Origin of the sequence: Virgibacillus salarius, assembly GCF_039521925.1 — a bacterium.
Classification (GTDB): Bacteria; Bacillota; Bacilli; order Bacillales; family Amphibacillaceae; genus Virgibacillus; species Virgibacillus salarius.
In genome coordinates this window covers 1-14,575 of sequence record NZ_BAAACY010000048.1, presented here as the reverse complement: position 1 = coordinate 14,575, position 14,575 = coordinate 1, and the positions used below count along the sequence as shown (strand labels likewise).

11 protein-coding genes are annotated in these 14,575 nt (G+C 37.3%); 2 read left to right on the top strand and 9 right to left on the bottom strand.

Features of this window, described 5'->3' with window-relative positions:
- Positions 1–1,045: 1,045 nt before the first annotated feature.
- Positions 1,046–1,351, bottom strand: a complete 306-nt coding sequence (locus ABDZ84_RS07020) for a phasin family protein (RefSeq protein ID WP_026681830.1) — start codon at positions 1,349–1,351, stop codon at positions 1,046–1,048.
- A 16-nt stretch (positions 1,352–1,367) separates the two neighbouring features.
- Positions 1,368–3,011, bottom strand: coding sequence for an ABC1 kinase family protein (locus tag ABDZ84_RS07015; protein ID WP_026681831.1), 1,644 nt, complete (start codon positions 3,009–3,011; stop codon positions 1,368–1,370).
- A gap of 128 nt (positions 3,012–3,139) precedes the next feature.
- Here ABDZ84_RS07015 and ABDZ84_RS07010 point away from each other — a divergent pair, with 128 nt between their 5' ends.
- Positions 3,140–4,489 (top strand): YjiH family protein, encoded by a 1,350-nt coding sequence (locus ABDZ84_RS07010; RefSeq protein ID WP_026681832.1) that lies wholly within the window; start codon positions 3,140–3,142, stop codon positions 4,487–4,489.
- 86 nt (positions 4,490–4,575) lie between these two features.
- Here ABDZ84_RS07010 and ABDZ84_RS07005 read toward each other — a convergent pair whose 3' ends face one another.
- From ABDZ84_RS07005 to ku, 4 genes are all read right to left on the bottom strand, one after another.
- Positions 4,576–4,800 (bottom strand): SDR family oxidoreductase, encoded by a 225-nt coding sequence (locus ABDZ84_RS07005; protein WP_246484916.1) that lies wholly within the window; start codon positions 4,798–4,800, stop codon positions 4,576–4,578.
- Positions 4,801–4,847: 47 nt separating this feature from the next.
- The gene (locus ABDZ84_RS07000) at positions 4,848–5,411 is read right to left on the bottom strand and encodes a sugar nucleotide-binding protein (protein WP_246484918.1); all 564 of its coding nucleotides are present in this window, start codon (positions 5,409–5,411) and stop codon (positions 4,848–4,850) included.
- A 34-nt stretch (positions 5,412–5,445) separates the two neighbouring features.
- Positions 5,446–6,462: an acyltransferase family protein gene (locus ABDZ84_RS06995; protein WP_026681833.1), complete on the bottom strand. Its 1,017-nt coding sequence runs from the start codon at positions 6,460–6,462 to the stop codon at positions 5,446–5,448.
- 924 nt (positions 6,463–7,386) lie between these two features.
- Positions 7,387–8,235, bottom strand: a complete 849-nt coding sequence (gene ku, locus ABDZ84_RS06990; protein ID WP_026681834.1) for a non-homologous end joining protein Ku — start codon at positions 8,233–8,235, stop codon at positions 7,387–7,389.
- Positions 8,236–8,361: 126 nt separating this feature from the next.
- Here ku and ABDZ84_RS06985 point away from each other — a divergent pair, with 126 nt between their 5' ends.
- Positions 8,362–10,164 (top strand): DNA ligase D, encoded by a 1,803-nt coding sequence (locus tag ABDZ84_RS06985; RefSeq protein ID WP_121603974.1) that lies wholly within the window; start codon positions 8,362–8,364, stop codon positions 10,162–10,164.
- Positions 10,165–10,405: 241 nt separating this feature from the next.
- Here ABDZ84_RS06985 and ABDZ84_RS06980 read toward each other — a convergent pair whose 3' ends face one another.
- The 3 genes from ABDZ84_RS06980 to ABDZ84_RS06965 form a co-directional block, all read right to left on the bottom strand.
- A complete protein-coding gene (locus tag ABDZ84_RS06980; RefSeq protein ID WP_026681836.1) occupies positions 10,406–11,431 on the bottom strand; it encodes an ion channel in 1,026 nt (341 codons plus the stop codon).
- A 529-nt stretch (positions 11,432–11,960) separates the two neighbouring features.
- The gene (locus tag ABDZ84_RS06970) at positions 11,961–12,176 is read right to left on the bottom strand and encodes a hypothetical protein (RefSeq protein WP_166530964.1); all 216 of its coding nucleotides are present in this window, start codon (positions 12,174–12,176) and stop codon (positions 11,961–11,963) included.
- Between the two features lie 483 nt (positions 12,177–12,659).
- Positions 12,660–14,054 carry an L-cystine transporter gene (locus ABDZ84_RS06965; protein ID WP_026679599.1) on the bottom strand — a complete coding sequence of 465 codons (1,395 nt, stop codon included), beginning with the start codon at positions 14,052–14,054 and terminating at the stop codon, positions 12,660–12,662.
- Positions 14,055–14,575 lie beyond the last annotated feature (521 nt).

The window sequence follows — 14,575 nt, the reverse complement described above, 5'->3', positions numbered from 1 at the left end:
TGCCCGCCGAAAGCGAAGTAATTAGTCGGAGCATTGCCAATAGACATCAAACATTTCAAAATAACTACTTAGCTTAACACAGTCATTGCACTGATTTTATACTTTCTTAACTTAGAACAAAAGCGCAAGCGCCCGATTAGAAACGTAGCGACTGGAGCGAGTCAACAGAAATAAAGGAATCACGGTGTGCTTGCGAGCCGATGATGGCATATCGTAGGGCGATTCATGAAGTCGCCTCGTTTCTGGGCGCTGGAGCTGGACGGCGGCCTAACACCTCCATATTTATCCACATGGCCTAATTTATAATTTCCTAGACTACAAAAAAGTCCTGAGTATTGCAGGACCTTGTTTTTTCGTATACTGGTTATCTTTTTCCCTATCAACTCGATGAAAAAACGAATGAGCATCAGTTTCCATACTCTCTACCCCAATTCCAAAATTCTTTTGGGTTGTTCTTCTTTATAGCGTTTATACATCCATTGCAAAAACCTGATTTCGTTATCCTGCAATTTTCTGCCAAGCTTCTTCTCCATATCTTTACATATTTCTAAAAAGCTAACCATACGCTTAAGATTCCCCCTAGTATGAAACGAGTTGATAATGCTATTCTATTGTACCTCGGTTTATGGTGATTATCAACTACAATATGATAAATAGGCAGAATTTACAGATAACTACTGTTTTTGACAAAATAGATTCCCTGTATTATGACAATTTTCCCTCCCTAAGCGAGCTTGTGAAGTATTTTCTTCAAATCCTATATTCATCGCCATCATGGCACATTTAAATGACGCAGGAACGAAATCAAAACCATGAAGACGAACCATACATTGCATTCGCTATATATGGAGACGAGACTTCTTGAAAAAAGAGCGCTTTTTTTGCATGCGATGTATCGCTTATCCTTTGGGAAGATATCGGCACCCCCTTAGTGTATAGCACGATAATCCGTCATCAGCCGAAGAGCAAGTATATTTCCCAAGTGGGTTTTTGCACGAAATTACTTCCTATTTACATTGAAATCATTTTATCGCAGCCTCATTCATTATTCTGAACGATCTTCAAGCTTGTTTTCAAGCTCAGTAATACGAGCCCGTAACTCGTTAACATCCTCCTTTGTCGCTAATCCAAACTCTTTAGCGAGCTTCTGTGTTTGCTCATATTGCTGCGTATTCCATTCATCCTTTTTCATTTCACCTTTCTCCACAAAATTTTGCAGAACCGTGCGTGCTTGATCTTGTGTTAGTTCATTCTTATCGACCAGTTGCTTTACCTTGCGTTCAAACTTCTCTTTACTAGTTACTGCAGCTCCTAATCCCAAAAGAAAACCTTTTTTTAAGACATCATTCATGTGTATCTCCTCCTTATTACTTTGATCGAATGTTGCGGTAATGCTTCATGAATAATAAAATCATCATTACAGCAAATATACTTGCTCCGGATATAGCAATGGTGGTCAATCGCCCTAAGTTTTGGTAATAGCCAAATAGGATACAGCTAACACTAACCAATAGTAGAACAAAACAGATTACTTCAAGTAAAACAAAGTAATTATGTGTCAGTTGCTTTTGTTGCTTCTCTCTCTCCCACTTTCTTTCCTTTTCCCCATTTTCTAGCCAACCTAACATAGCTTTTGGAAAGGATAATACTGGTTGAACTGCATCCTTTACATATTGCTTATAAATGGATTCCGCTAAATTTCTCCCAACAAACCATTTTTTAATTTTAGGCTTTGCCCATTTCTGCAAATCTATATCTGGATAAATGGCTAGTAGGATACCTATAACGATTGATATCGCTCTTCCTAAATACGCATAATCCGCTGATAATTGGATTGGCTGATCACTTATAAACAAACGAATATCTTCTTTTAATTGTTCCATTGTATGAGCATCCATTGTATTTAATGAACCATTCTGATACATAGCAATGGTCTGTCTAATCATTTGTTTTAATTTCTTTCGATTCGCCTGAGGTAATATGAAATTCATTTCATCTAATGTTTCGATTACCCGATCGTAATCATCCATAATTATATTTTGTATTAGTTTTTTGAAATAATGCGTATCCTGCTTTCGTACCTCTCCAACCATGCCAAAATCAATAATTACAATCGTTCCATCCTGTTGAATCAAGATGTTTCCAGCATGGGGATCTGCATGAAACATACCTTCATTCAAAAATTGCTCTAGATAAAAGTCAAATAAGCTTCTAGCTATCTGCTGCGTTGAAACCTGATGTCGATGCATATACGAGACATCCGTTATTTTTGCACCGTCTATCCACTCCATCACCAAGACCTTTTTCGTACATAACTGCTCTATATAATTTGGAATATGTATGGCCTTATTATCTTGGAATCTCTCTTGAAAGTAACAGGCATGCTTTAACTCTTGTTGAAAATCTAGCTCCTTATTCATAACCGTGATAAGTTCTCGGTATAAGGAAGGTAAATCGGCCTTCTTACCAAATGACGTAAATACAGAAATCAACCAAAAAACGATTCGAAGTGCTTTAAAATCTATATGAAAAATTTCCTCAACACGATAACGCTGTACTTTTATTGCTACGTCTGAATGGTCTTCTCTTAACTTGGCTAAATAAACTTCACCTATGGATGCAGATGCGATGGACGTCGGTTTAATATCCTCTATATATTCATAGATGTCCCCTCCCCATTCCTCTTCTAATAGCTTCCGCGCATAGCTAAACGGCATTGGTGGGACACGATCAACCAATCCACTTAGTTCTTTGAGGAACGCATCGGGCATAAAGTCAGTCCTTGTACTAAGGAATTGCCCAACCTTAATTAATACACCGCCTAATTCAACAGCCTTATTACGATATTCTCTTGCTAATTTTGTTACTAATATATTCCATTTAGCGATCGTCCGGTCATCCCATACTTTATTTCTAAAATGGAACTTGTACATGAGAAAAATAAATTTGATTGTCATCCAGATCATGATACTGCAGCGATATACTAATCTATATTTAAGCCCCTTATTCACCTTCAACACCTCTTTAGATATGTACCCGATTATCTACTTATTTAAAACAAGTCGGTCCTAATAAATAGTTGGATAATGCGTATATTTCCCTTATAATAAATAAGAAATATGGAACAATGGGGGTTCTTATGAAGAATAATCACTTTACCATAAAAGACCATATTAAGGTTATCATCCCATCCTTAATTGGTATCTTTTTATTTATGTCACCTATACAGACAGAAGAAGGGCTTACGATACCAATAGCCATACTTGCTGGGAAGGTTCAAACCCTACTTGCTGATCAGTTATCTGCTATTATGATGGTAATTATTGTTATTACTGCAATAATGAGTGTATTCGCTAAGCTTATAGGAAGGGAAAAATTAAAAGGGACTCCTTTTTTTCAACAGCTTTTTCATGTGAGCACATTTTGGACAATTACCCGTGTTATAGCTGCCATATTTGCAGTAATGGTTTACTTCCGTATTGGTCCAGAATTTGTTCATGGTGAAGCAACTGGACAATTATTACTTGATGATCTGTTGCATGTATTATTCGCCGTATTTTTATTTGCCGGATTGTTTTTACCATTACTTATGAATTTTGGTTTACTTGAATTATTCGGTACATTAATGACGAAAATCATGAGACCATTATTTCGTTTACCAGGACGTTCCTCCATTGATTCTTTAGCATCTTGGGTTGGTGACGGGACAATTGGCGTATTACTTACTAGTAAACAATACGAAGAAGGTTACTATACAAAACGAGAAGCTGCTGTAATCGGTACAACATTTTCTGTCGTATCGATCACCTTTTCATTAGTAGTGATATCGGAAGTTGAACTCCAAGATATGTTCTTACCTTTTTATGGAACAGTCTTAGTAGCCGGATTTATTGCTGCATTAATCATGCCTCGGATTCCTCCGCTCTCGCGCAAATCCAATACGTATGTAAACGAAGAGGCGGAAGGATTATCTGAAGAAATTCCGAAAGGTGACAACGTGTTTACCTTTGGATACCGAAAAGCATTGAACCGTGCAAAGAAGGAAACAAGTGTGTATAAATTCATAAAAGAAGGTGGCCAAAACATCCTAGACATGTGGATGGGTGTCGCTCCTGTCGTGATGGCATTTGGACTGATCGCCTTAATAATTGCCGAAAATACACCTGTTTTCCAATGGCTTGGTATGCCATTTATACCGTTATTAGAACTCTTACAAATTCCTGCTGCTGAAGCAGCTTCAGAAACAATCCTAATTGGTTTTGCAGATATGTTCTTACCAGCTATCTTTGCTTCTTCCATTGAGGCAGATATAACCCGCTTTACTATAGCTGCACTTTCTGTAACGCAATTAATTTATATGTCTGAGGTTGGGGGATTATTATTAGGGTCTAAGGTACCGGTATCTTTTAAAGATTTGGCAATCATCTTTTTGTTACGTACAATAATTACCCTACCCATTATTGCAATCATTGCTCATATTATCTTTTAAGCTGCTATGCTATTAATGTAACCAAAAACAGACGGCCTATCCTTAGCCGTCTGTTTTTTATATTTAAAAAAAAGGGGGTTATTTTATTATACGTTCTCTCTAAACATTTGGTTCATTAATTTATTTATTTTCTCTGTTCGTAATGCCGTATTCTTCGGCATTTCTCCATCTACCATTTCCTCGACAGATGCTTTCCTTACAAGTTCCGGATTGAAACCCATTTTTTCAGCCATTAATCGCATAAATTCATAAAAGCTTCTAGTCTTAGGAGAACCGGCATTAAATACACCAGATACGTCATTAACTACCATTTTTACAATGACAGCCGCTAAATCCTCCACATGGACAAATGTACGAATTAAATCATCACGGAATGCAATTGGCTTACCTGACCGTAAATGATAGGAAAGTTTATCTGTTCGTTGATCAAGCCTGCCAACCTGATTTTCCCCATAGACAGACCTACTCTTAAGATGACATAATTGGTCAATTCATTCGTTATAAAGCGTTCAGCTTTGACTTTAGCATTCGCATAATTACTCAGCTCATGATCATCTGGTAAAGGGGTTGCGGGATCCTCCTCATCATACGGACCATTCCCAGCACTGTAGACGAAATCAGATGAAATATAAACGAGCTTTGTTTCAGGGGTAAGGTGGGTTAGCAAGTGCAGAAGCCCATGCTCCGTCAATTGATGTTCTTGTGGTCCGCGCATCACCGACCAAACAACTACATCCGGTTGCATTGCTTTATAGTAGTTGGAGAAGGATTCTGGCTCATTTATATCCAATTTTACTAAATCAGCAACTATTGCAGGTTCATCCAAATATGTTCCACTAACAGTAATTTCGGGGATAGCCTTGAATCGTTTGTAAACAGAACTTCCAACATAACCACTTGCACCAAACACACAAACTTTCATGATTATTCTTCCCCTTTCTTTTATTGTTATCAGATTAGGATTCTGTCTTTGGATGCTGCTTACTTATTTTTTGATACGTCTTTTTGATAATTGATACTCTTCCTTCAATAACTGGCTGCCAAATACCGAGAACTGGCCTACTTGATAACAGAAGAACTAACGCTAACGAAATAGCAGCAAGACCAACCAAATCTATTATTCGATTTACCTCAAATAATTCTGCTTGTCGAAAATATTGAATGAAAAAACCGTGAAGCAGATAGACATACAATGTTCTAGCTCCTAAAACAGTCCAATTAAATTGCTTTTTAGGCACCCACGATAATACGCTGACAATCATGAGAGCAGCCGTTAAATAGACAAGTAATCTTGCTAGTCCTCCAAATTCTCCCATTCCTAAATCTCCATATGATTTAGAAGCAAGCAACCAACCTGAATTAAAATCAGGCATATAATAAATAGCAGTTGCAATTCCAGCCATTACTATTATTGATGCTACCTTTATTCCTTTGTTCTTGATCAACATTAACTGTTTTTCCGTAATGAAGTAGCCAATTAGGAAAAACGGAAAGAATACAAATGTACGCGATAAACTAAACGTATGACCAATTTCACCAAAGTAACCTACAATTAGACCTAATTGAATTGAAATAACTACTGCCAATACTGGAGGTAGCTTTTTAAACCAATATAATAACATATGCCAACAGAATAAACTGAATAAAAACCATAATGCCCAATGAGGACTAAACAAATCCGTTTCCCATCCAGATTTACCAATCAGGTAATAATATCCTGAATAGAGGATTTGAAAAACAACATATGGTACGAGTAATTTTTTCATTAAATTTAAGATATATTTTATATTCCCAGAACCTTTAGCAAAAAAACCTGAAAGAAAGATAAATGCTGGCATATGGAAAGTATAAATCCACATATATAGCGTATTAATTTTCGGAGATCCGTCTGTAAAAGGCTGGATCATATGACCGAATACAACGAAAAAAATTAATAGCACTTTTGCATTATCAAAAAAGGCATTTCTTTCCATTACGCATCTCCTCTTTTAAAAAATTCTGAAACTTATCCCTTGGTCAATGTTAAATAAGTGTGCAATATCCACTTTACCCTATTTTTTATAGAAATAAATAGGTTACTAACCGATTTCATAGACTTGTTAGGTTATTGTAAAAGATTTGAAAAAAAGCTGTCATGATGTAATGGATAAAGTAAAAATTCAATCCGTGGAGGTTAATGTTTACCTCCCACGGAAGGTTAGTACCATAAGAATATGACCTAAAGACTTTGCAGTCGATCCCCACTCACCAATATTAGGTTCACTTTATTGCTTGAAGTGGGGCTTACTGCCAATTATATGCGGGGTAAAATTGGCCAAAGTTCTATTTTGAAGCATTCCACTGAAAAATCAGCTTTTATAGAAACCCTGTGTGTGGGTGGACGAATATCAATTGCTTTTCGTGAAAACAACAATAACGCAGCCCATGCAGTTCTTTTAAAGCTGCGAGGCTACGTTTTACTTTTCTCTTTTCTTATTCGGGTAAATCCACTTTCCTTTATGAGAAGGCCAGTCCAAGCAAACCCGTTCTTTCACTTCTTTCCACACATGACGTTTTGTACACTTCGTAAGTAGCCTGTCGAGACATTTTTGACAGCATGAAAAGAGGCTGGGACAAAACACAACTTCTTTACTGAAAATACGAATAATCATGTTATCAATAGGAGTATCATCGCCGCACCGTGAAAATATACGCTCTTTCCACGAGCACGGCCACAGCTAACTTGGTAAAGAAAAACACGTTACCACGTGAATCTTCGGACTCGTACTGTTCCCGCCAGAGTCTCACTTATTTCAGGTGCTAAATGAATGATTCTGATCAATAAACGAACGATAATTAATTTCAACCAATCATCGTTCGTTTTTAATTGGATTCTTCATTCTTTTGTCTCAGCCTCTTTATGAGCCTGTCTTCTTCTTTTTTGCCGTTGTTTTCGTCTTTTTCTTCGGTTGCTTTGGCTTTGGCTTTTCTTGTTTCGCTCGATCCAATGAGGCCTGCAGTGCATCCATTAAGTTTGTAGCTGCCTCTGGAGCAGGCTTTTCTGTTGCTGTAGCAGTAGATTCATCATTGTTCTTTTTCTGTTCAATTAGATCGAGTAATGCTGTACGATACTCATCTTTATATTTCGTAGCATCGAATTCAGTTGTTAATTGATCAATAAGCATTTTTGCCGTATCAAGCTCTTTTTTTTCGGTTTCCACTTCATCAGGTACATTTGGTACGTCTTTCACATCACGAACCTCATCAGGGTAATGAATGGTTTCTACTACCAATGTATTCTCGTAAACACGAATAACAGCTAACTGTCCTTTTGACCGGATGATCATTTTGGCTATCCCTATTTTACCTGTATCTTTTAAAGCATTTCGTAACAGACCATATGCTTTTGCTCCCCCTTCGTTCGGAGATAAATAATAGCTTTTTTCGAAATAAATAGGATCAATTTCCTCTAATTGTACAAAGTCGACAATTTCCACTGCTTTATCTTCCTGTTCCTTCTGTAATGCTTTTAAATCCTCTTCATCCAGTACAACAAATTTATTTTTGGCATACTCATATGCTTTTACAATTTCATCATTCTCTATTGGTCGATCACAGACCGGACAACTTTTTTCATATTTGATTGGTGACTGGCATTCCTTGTGCAGCTGTCGAAGTTTAACATCTTTATTTTCTGTTGCAGCATGCATTTTTACAGGAATATTTACTAAGCCAAAGCTTATCGTACCTTTCCACATTGTATGCATTCACACATACCTCCCTTTGTCATAGTTTGGCTGAAATAACTTTATTTATCCTTCCTGATTAAACAACAGCATTTGTGTAAAAATAAGATAAATACAACCGTATCTTTTTAAAAGGGAGCATGAAATATGCATGTTATGAAACCGATAGCAAGTACAGATATACCTAAAGGTGACAATTGGATGTTTGAGGTGAAATACGATGGATTTCGTTGTGTTTTAAAATGGGAGCACGATAATATCCGTCTAATGAGTAAGAATAATAAAGATCTAACTTTACAGTTCCCGGAAATCATCGAATATTGCAAACGGAATCAAGAGAGACTTCTTTCCTTTCTACCTATACAGCTTGATGGAGAACTAGTTGTATTAAATAACATGTATCAGGCTAATTTTGCTTGGATTCAGAAAAGGGGGCGGCTAAAAAATAAAGACAAGGTCCAAGAAGCCGCTATCCATCGTCCAGCCAGCTTTCTAGCATTTGATCTTATTATGCAAAAGGGCAGACAACTATACCAAGAAATGTTTACGAAGCGTAAGCAAGCTTTAGAAGCTCTCATTTCTCAACTGAAGCACAACAATATCATACAATTTGTAAACGCATATCCAAATGCTGAGCTGTTATTAGAACGCGTTTTTACAAATAAAGGAGAAGGAATTATTGCTAAACGAAAACGTAGTACTTATAAGGCCGGTAAAAACCATCAGGATTGGTTTAAAATAAAAAATTGGAGAACATTACATGGTTTCTTAACTGCCTTCGATATGAGAAATAATTATTTTTCCGTCGCCGTCTTCCAAGAAGATACCATCGTTGACATCGGAAAGTGTAAACATGGATTAGATGAGGAAGCACTTCATACATTAAAAGATCTATTTATCCATAAGGGTAGTAAACAAACAGGTTCTGTATTCACGTTACCACCTGCCATTTGCGCGGCCATCCATAGTTTAGATTTATACGATGGGGAACTTCGAGAGCCAGAGTTTACCAAACTACAACCTGATGTACACGCGAAAGACTTAACAGTTGATAGATTACATCTTGATATGGCTATGCTTCCTGAAAATATAGAATTGACAAATACGACAAAATTACTCTGGCCAAAAAGGCATCTAACGAAGGGAGATCTGCTTATTTATATAAGAGAAATCGCTCCTTATATGCTGCCATTTTTAAAGGAGCGTGCTTTAACTATCATTCGTGCACCAGATGGCGTAGAAGCTGAGCACTTCTTTCAAAAGCATTTACCAGCGTATGCACCAGATTTTATTCCACGTGTACAAGCGGATGGTGAAAGCTCTATTCTTTGTGATTCGCTCCATACACTCATATGGCTTGCTAACCATGGCACTGTTGAATTTCACGTTCCGTTTCAAACGTTGGCTAGTAGCTATCCCCAAGAAATCGTCTTTGATTTAGATCCTCCCGATAGAGAACGATTTCATTTAGCCATAAAGGCGGCACAAATAATCAAACCCATACTAGATGACTTAAAATTGACATCCTTTGTGAAGACTTCAGGCAATAAAGGATTGCAAATCTATATCCCTATTCCGGAAAGAAGCATGACCTATGAGCAGACCGCATTATTTACGCAAGCAATTGCATGGACTGTTGAAAATGCTTATCCTCAGTTATTTACAACTGAACGTATGAAAGACAAGCGAAATGACAGATTATATATTGACTATGTGCAACATGGGAAGAACAAGACAATTATTGCCCCTTATTCACCAAGAAAAACCGTAGATGCCACTGTTGCAACTCCATTATTTTGGGATGAATTGACAGACAAGCTCAATCCTCAAGCCTTTACGATCAAGAATGTAGTGGATCGTGTGAAATACAAAGGCTGCCCTTTTAATAGCTATCACAGGGAAAAGGAGAAACAATCCGTATCCAACGTATTAAAGCTATTACAAAAATAAAGTGAAACTTCAATCCTTGGGGGTATTACTGCCAGTTATTTGTGGGATAAACTACGCACTCTCCAGAAATATACGTAATTACTGTGAGAGGAAAGATCTCGCTGCCCCCAAGGAAGCTTAACAGCCGCATGTCAAAAGTGAAGTCGATTTCTGGAGCAGCTTAGTTACACGAACCATCATTCCAGTTGTTGATAAACACAGTTTTATCCTCGTCTCCATCTAGTTAAACAAATGTTTATTTTTATTGCGTAACAATTTTTTCATACGTAAGCTGATCACAAATTATAAATAGTTTTGCATCCGTTGGTATAGGTTTTTTCAATTGATTTATTATGGATAAATCGTTGCCATTTGCTATTAGCATTGCTCCTTGCTGTGCTAAATCAGTACGCGCTTCTTCATACGTGTTCCATGTTTCTTTTTTACCAATCGAATAAAGATCGTAGCCTTTATGACTCGTCAGTTGTCGAATGATTTCACTCGAGCCATTGAAAAGTATGGAACGTGCCGCAAGGTGCCCAGCTGTATCGTTTGCAGTAATAAATTCCTCTACAGAGGCATGTTTAAATGCTTGAATATGCGTCGATTCCAATACTTCACAAATGGTATAGATATTTTGTTTATATTCCTTCCCTATTCCTTCAAGGATGGTCGCAATTAGTAAGGTTTGCCCATCTGCCTGAGATGTTGCTATCGTATTCTCAGGAGCAAAAACCATCACGGATTTGCACTTCAGCAAATTTGCTTGTAATAATACATCTTGATTCGCTGGATTTCCGTGAACAAATTCTACTTGTTCATGCAATATTGGGGTTTTCTCTAATTTTTCGTCAATAACAACAATTGGTATATCCTTAAACGTATGTAAAAGCTCATCTAACGTAATTTTTGCTTTTTTTGTCCAGTTAATTAAAATAATATGTCCCTCTGTTGAGATATTCAATTTCCCTTCCTCCTTTAACCGTTTGCGGATACTTAAAAAATCAATTGCTTTACCGATAAATATTGTCATAAGCCCTATCCCAACAATGTATAAAAACATTGCAAATAGCTTCCCGGGAACGGTAACTGGAGAAACATCGCCATAACCTACTGTTGTTACAGTTGTCATGGTCCACCAAAGCCCTTCAAAAGGACTTGCAAATGTATCTGGTTCTAAAAAATATATAAAGTAACTGCTAGCAAAAACCAATGTTAATGTTGCAAATAGCAGAAACCAATTATTTAACTTAATTACTTTTACGAATAATTGCTTAAAAAATATCACGCAGGTTCCCCCCTTTTTCTTTCTAATAACACTAACATACGCATCCTAATACCTAATAAAATAGTAACATAAATATAAGATTCGTATAGAAAAAAACGAATAGATTCATGAAATCCGATTATATTTTTAGCGAAACCGGCGAGTTATCCGATTAGCTAAAATAACTAATGAAAGCAGTAAGGATTAGATAGAGAAGCGGTGTCTCATTTCCGCACGAGCTTTTTGTAAGCAAGTAGCTTGCCTGGCTTGTACAGGATCAATACCACCACTTCACTACTGCATCTAAAAGAATCTTTTATTTTTTGTCCTGTAAATGAACCAAACGCTTCAAATAATGTAGATTGATCACTCATATAAACTTCCTTGAGCTGATTCCAAATATATTCTTAGATCTTTTTTTATTACGTTATAAGCTCTCTGGAACCCCAGCATAGACGGGGCTTTTCTAAACAATTAAATAAAAAAACTGAGCAAAATTCGCTCAGTCCTTATCACTAAATGCTCAGATTTACGCTTTCTCTAGTAGCTATTATGGAATAATAGCTACTGCTTGCTTGACCACCACTCCGGCTGCCCACTTCCCTTTCCGTGGGATTTGTCCTTCCGCTAACTTTTTTAGCAAAACCCGCTCAAAAAAGTGGATCTTCAGGTCAAACATTTCCCACAGGAGTTGAAGTAGCCGCCCTTCGCTATTATCAGGCTCTACAACGCTAGCATGAAGTAACACAGCTGCTTTTATACTCACGGATAACGATTTTCACTTTACCCATTGTAAAAAAAGTCAACCTATTACTTATGACAAGAATTGTTGCACCTTCTCATAGCGGAGACTAATTACGTAGACTCACGAAGTAATTAGTCGGAGCATTGCCAATATACATCTAACATTTCAAAATAACTACTTGGCTTAACGCAGTCATTGCACTGATTTTATACTTTCTTAACTTAGAACAAAAGCGCAAGCGCCCGATTAGAAACGTAGCGACTGGAGCGAGTCAGCTGTGATAAAGAAATCACGGTGAGTCTGTACGAGCCAATGATAACTTTTTTTAGGGCGATTCGTGAAGTCGCCTAATTGCTGGACGCTGGAGCTAGACGTTGCTCTACATACCCATATTTATCCACATGGGCAGGTTTTATAAATTCCACTAAATTCCACAGACTACAAAAAAGCTTGTAGAGAAACTCTAAGTTCTCTACAAGCTACCGCTTCATATTGACAATAATCTTAAAGGGATGAACTTTCCTCTATTGCCGTTTTATCATTAAATGTTTTAACATCCATCTTTTTTAATATTCTCGATGTCAATGTCCCACTAACCATAGAACCATTAACATTAAGAGCAGTACGTCCCATATCAATAAAGGCTTCAATGGAAATTAATAGCCCAGCTAGTGCAACTGGCATATTCATGGAGGAAAGTACAATTAATGCTGCAAAGGTTGCTCCCCCACCAACACCAGCAATTCCAAATGAACTAATACCAATAATAAGTACTAATTGCAATATAAATCCAGGTGATAATGGATCGATTCCTACTGTTGGCGCAATCATAACAGCCAGCATAGCTGGATATATACCTGCACATCCGTTTTGTCCCATTGTTGCACCAAATGACGCTGACATGTTGGCAATACCTTGATCAATACCTAGCGAATTTCGTTGTGCTTGAATGTTTAGTGGGATCGTTCCAGCACTTGAACGTGATGTAAACGCAAAGCCTAATACAGGAATGACCTTACGTAAATATATGAACGGGTTCAATCCGAATAAACTTACTAATAATAGATGAATAACAAACATAACGATTAACGCAACATATGATGCGAGAACAAATTTACCTAGTTCTACAATGCCTGCGAAGTCTGTGCTTGCCACCGTATTTGCCATCAATGCTAAAATACCATAAGGTGTTAAACGTAAAATTAATGTAACGATTCTCATAACGACTGCATAAAGAGAATTAACGATCTTTGTAAACATTTCTGCCTGTTCTGGGTTCTTCCTACGAACTCCGAGAACAGCAATACCGACAATTACCGAGAATATAACTACTGCAATAACAGAAGTAGATCGCTCTCCAGTCATATCTAAGAAAATATTAGACGGGATGAAATTCAGAATTTTTTGTGGAGCTGATTGATTTTCAACTTCACCCAATGTGGTCTCAAGCATTGTTCCTCGTTCATTTTCTGCATGCCCAGCTTCTATTTGGTCAGCACTTAAGTCAAATAGTGTTGCCGAACCAATTCCGATCAAGGCAGCAATCATCGTTGTTGTTATTAAAATGCCAATAATCCAAGCTGACATTTTTCCTAATTCAGCAGTTTTTTCTAAATTTATAATGGATTGAATAATCGACACCATAACAAGCGGTACTACAATCATCATAAGAAAACGGATATAACCACTACCTACGATGCTATACCACTCCGTAGTTTCCGTTAATACTTCTGAACCTGTACCATAAACCAGCTGTAATATAGCACCTAAGACAATACCAGCACCTAGCCCAGTAAAGACACGCTTCGTAAATGAAAAATGCTTTTTCTGCATCCATATAAGTAATCCAATTAAAATAACTAGTACTGCGATGTTTACAATGGTATAAAGTAAACTCATTATATAAACCCTCCTTGTTTGTCATTTCCGTTATTATTTGCATATGAAGTTGAACTTATCATATGCGCAAAAAATTTTTATCGTTACCATATTTTATTATTCCGATAAAATTAGTATGACTTTAAATAAGATACAACGGTTTAGCATTTGTGTCAAGAGAATGATTTGCTTCCATCTTGGATGCACGGGTTAGAGTTTTTAAGAGGGCTGACAACCACTTACGAACAAAAGCGCTAGCGCCCGATTACTGGAGCGAGCCAACAGAGATAAAGGAATCACGGTGAGCTTGCAAGCCGATGATGACTTAGCGTAGGGCGATTCGTGAAGTCGCCTCGTTTCTGGGTGCTGGAGCTGGACGTGGCTCAACATGCCCATCTTTATCCACATGGGCTAATTTTATAATTTCCTTTGACAATTAGAAAAACGGAGCAAAATTCGCTCAGCCCTTATTACTACATGCTCAGATTTACGCTTCCTCTAGTAGCTATTATGGAATAATAGCTACTGCTTGCTTGACCACC

Bases quoted from the DNA above. Each gene is read 5' to 3' on its own strand.
- ABDZ84_RS07020 (WP_026681830.1), bottom strand. From the start codon at position 1,351: ATGAATGATGTCTTAAAAAAAGGTTTTCTTTTGGGATTAGGAGCTGCA.
- ABDZ84_RS07010 (WP_026681832.1), top strand. From the start codon at position 3,140: ATGAAGAATAATCACTTTACCATAAAAGACCATATTAAGGTTATCATC.
- ABDZ84_RS07005 (WP_246484916.1), bottom strand. From the start codon at position 4,800: ATGGTAGTTAATGACGTATCTGGTGTATTTAATGCCGGTTCTCCTAAG.
- ABDZ84_RS07000 (WP_246484918.1), bottom strand. From the start codon at position 5,411: ATGAAAGTTTGTGTGTTTGGTGCAAGTGGTTATGTTGGAAGTTCTGTT.
- ABDZ84_RS06995 (WP_026681833.1), bottom strand. From the start codon at position 6,462: ATGGAAAGAAATGCCTTTTTTGATAATGCAAAAGTGCTATTAATTTTT.
- ku (WP_026681834.1), bottom strand. From the start codon at position 8,235: ATGCATACAATGTGGAAAGGTACGATAAGCTTTGGCTTAGTAAATATT.
- ABDZ84_RS06985 (WP_121603974.1), top strand. From the start codon at position 8,362: ATGCATGTTATGAAACCGATAGCAAGTACAGATATACCTAAAGGTGAC.
- ABDZ84_RS06965 (WP_026679599.1), bottom strand. From the start codon at position 14,054: ATGAGTTTACTTTATACCATTGTAAACATCGCAGTACTAGTTATTTTA.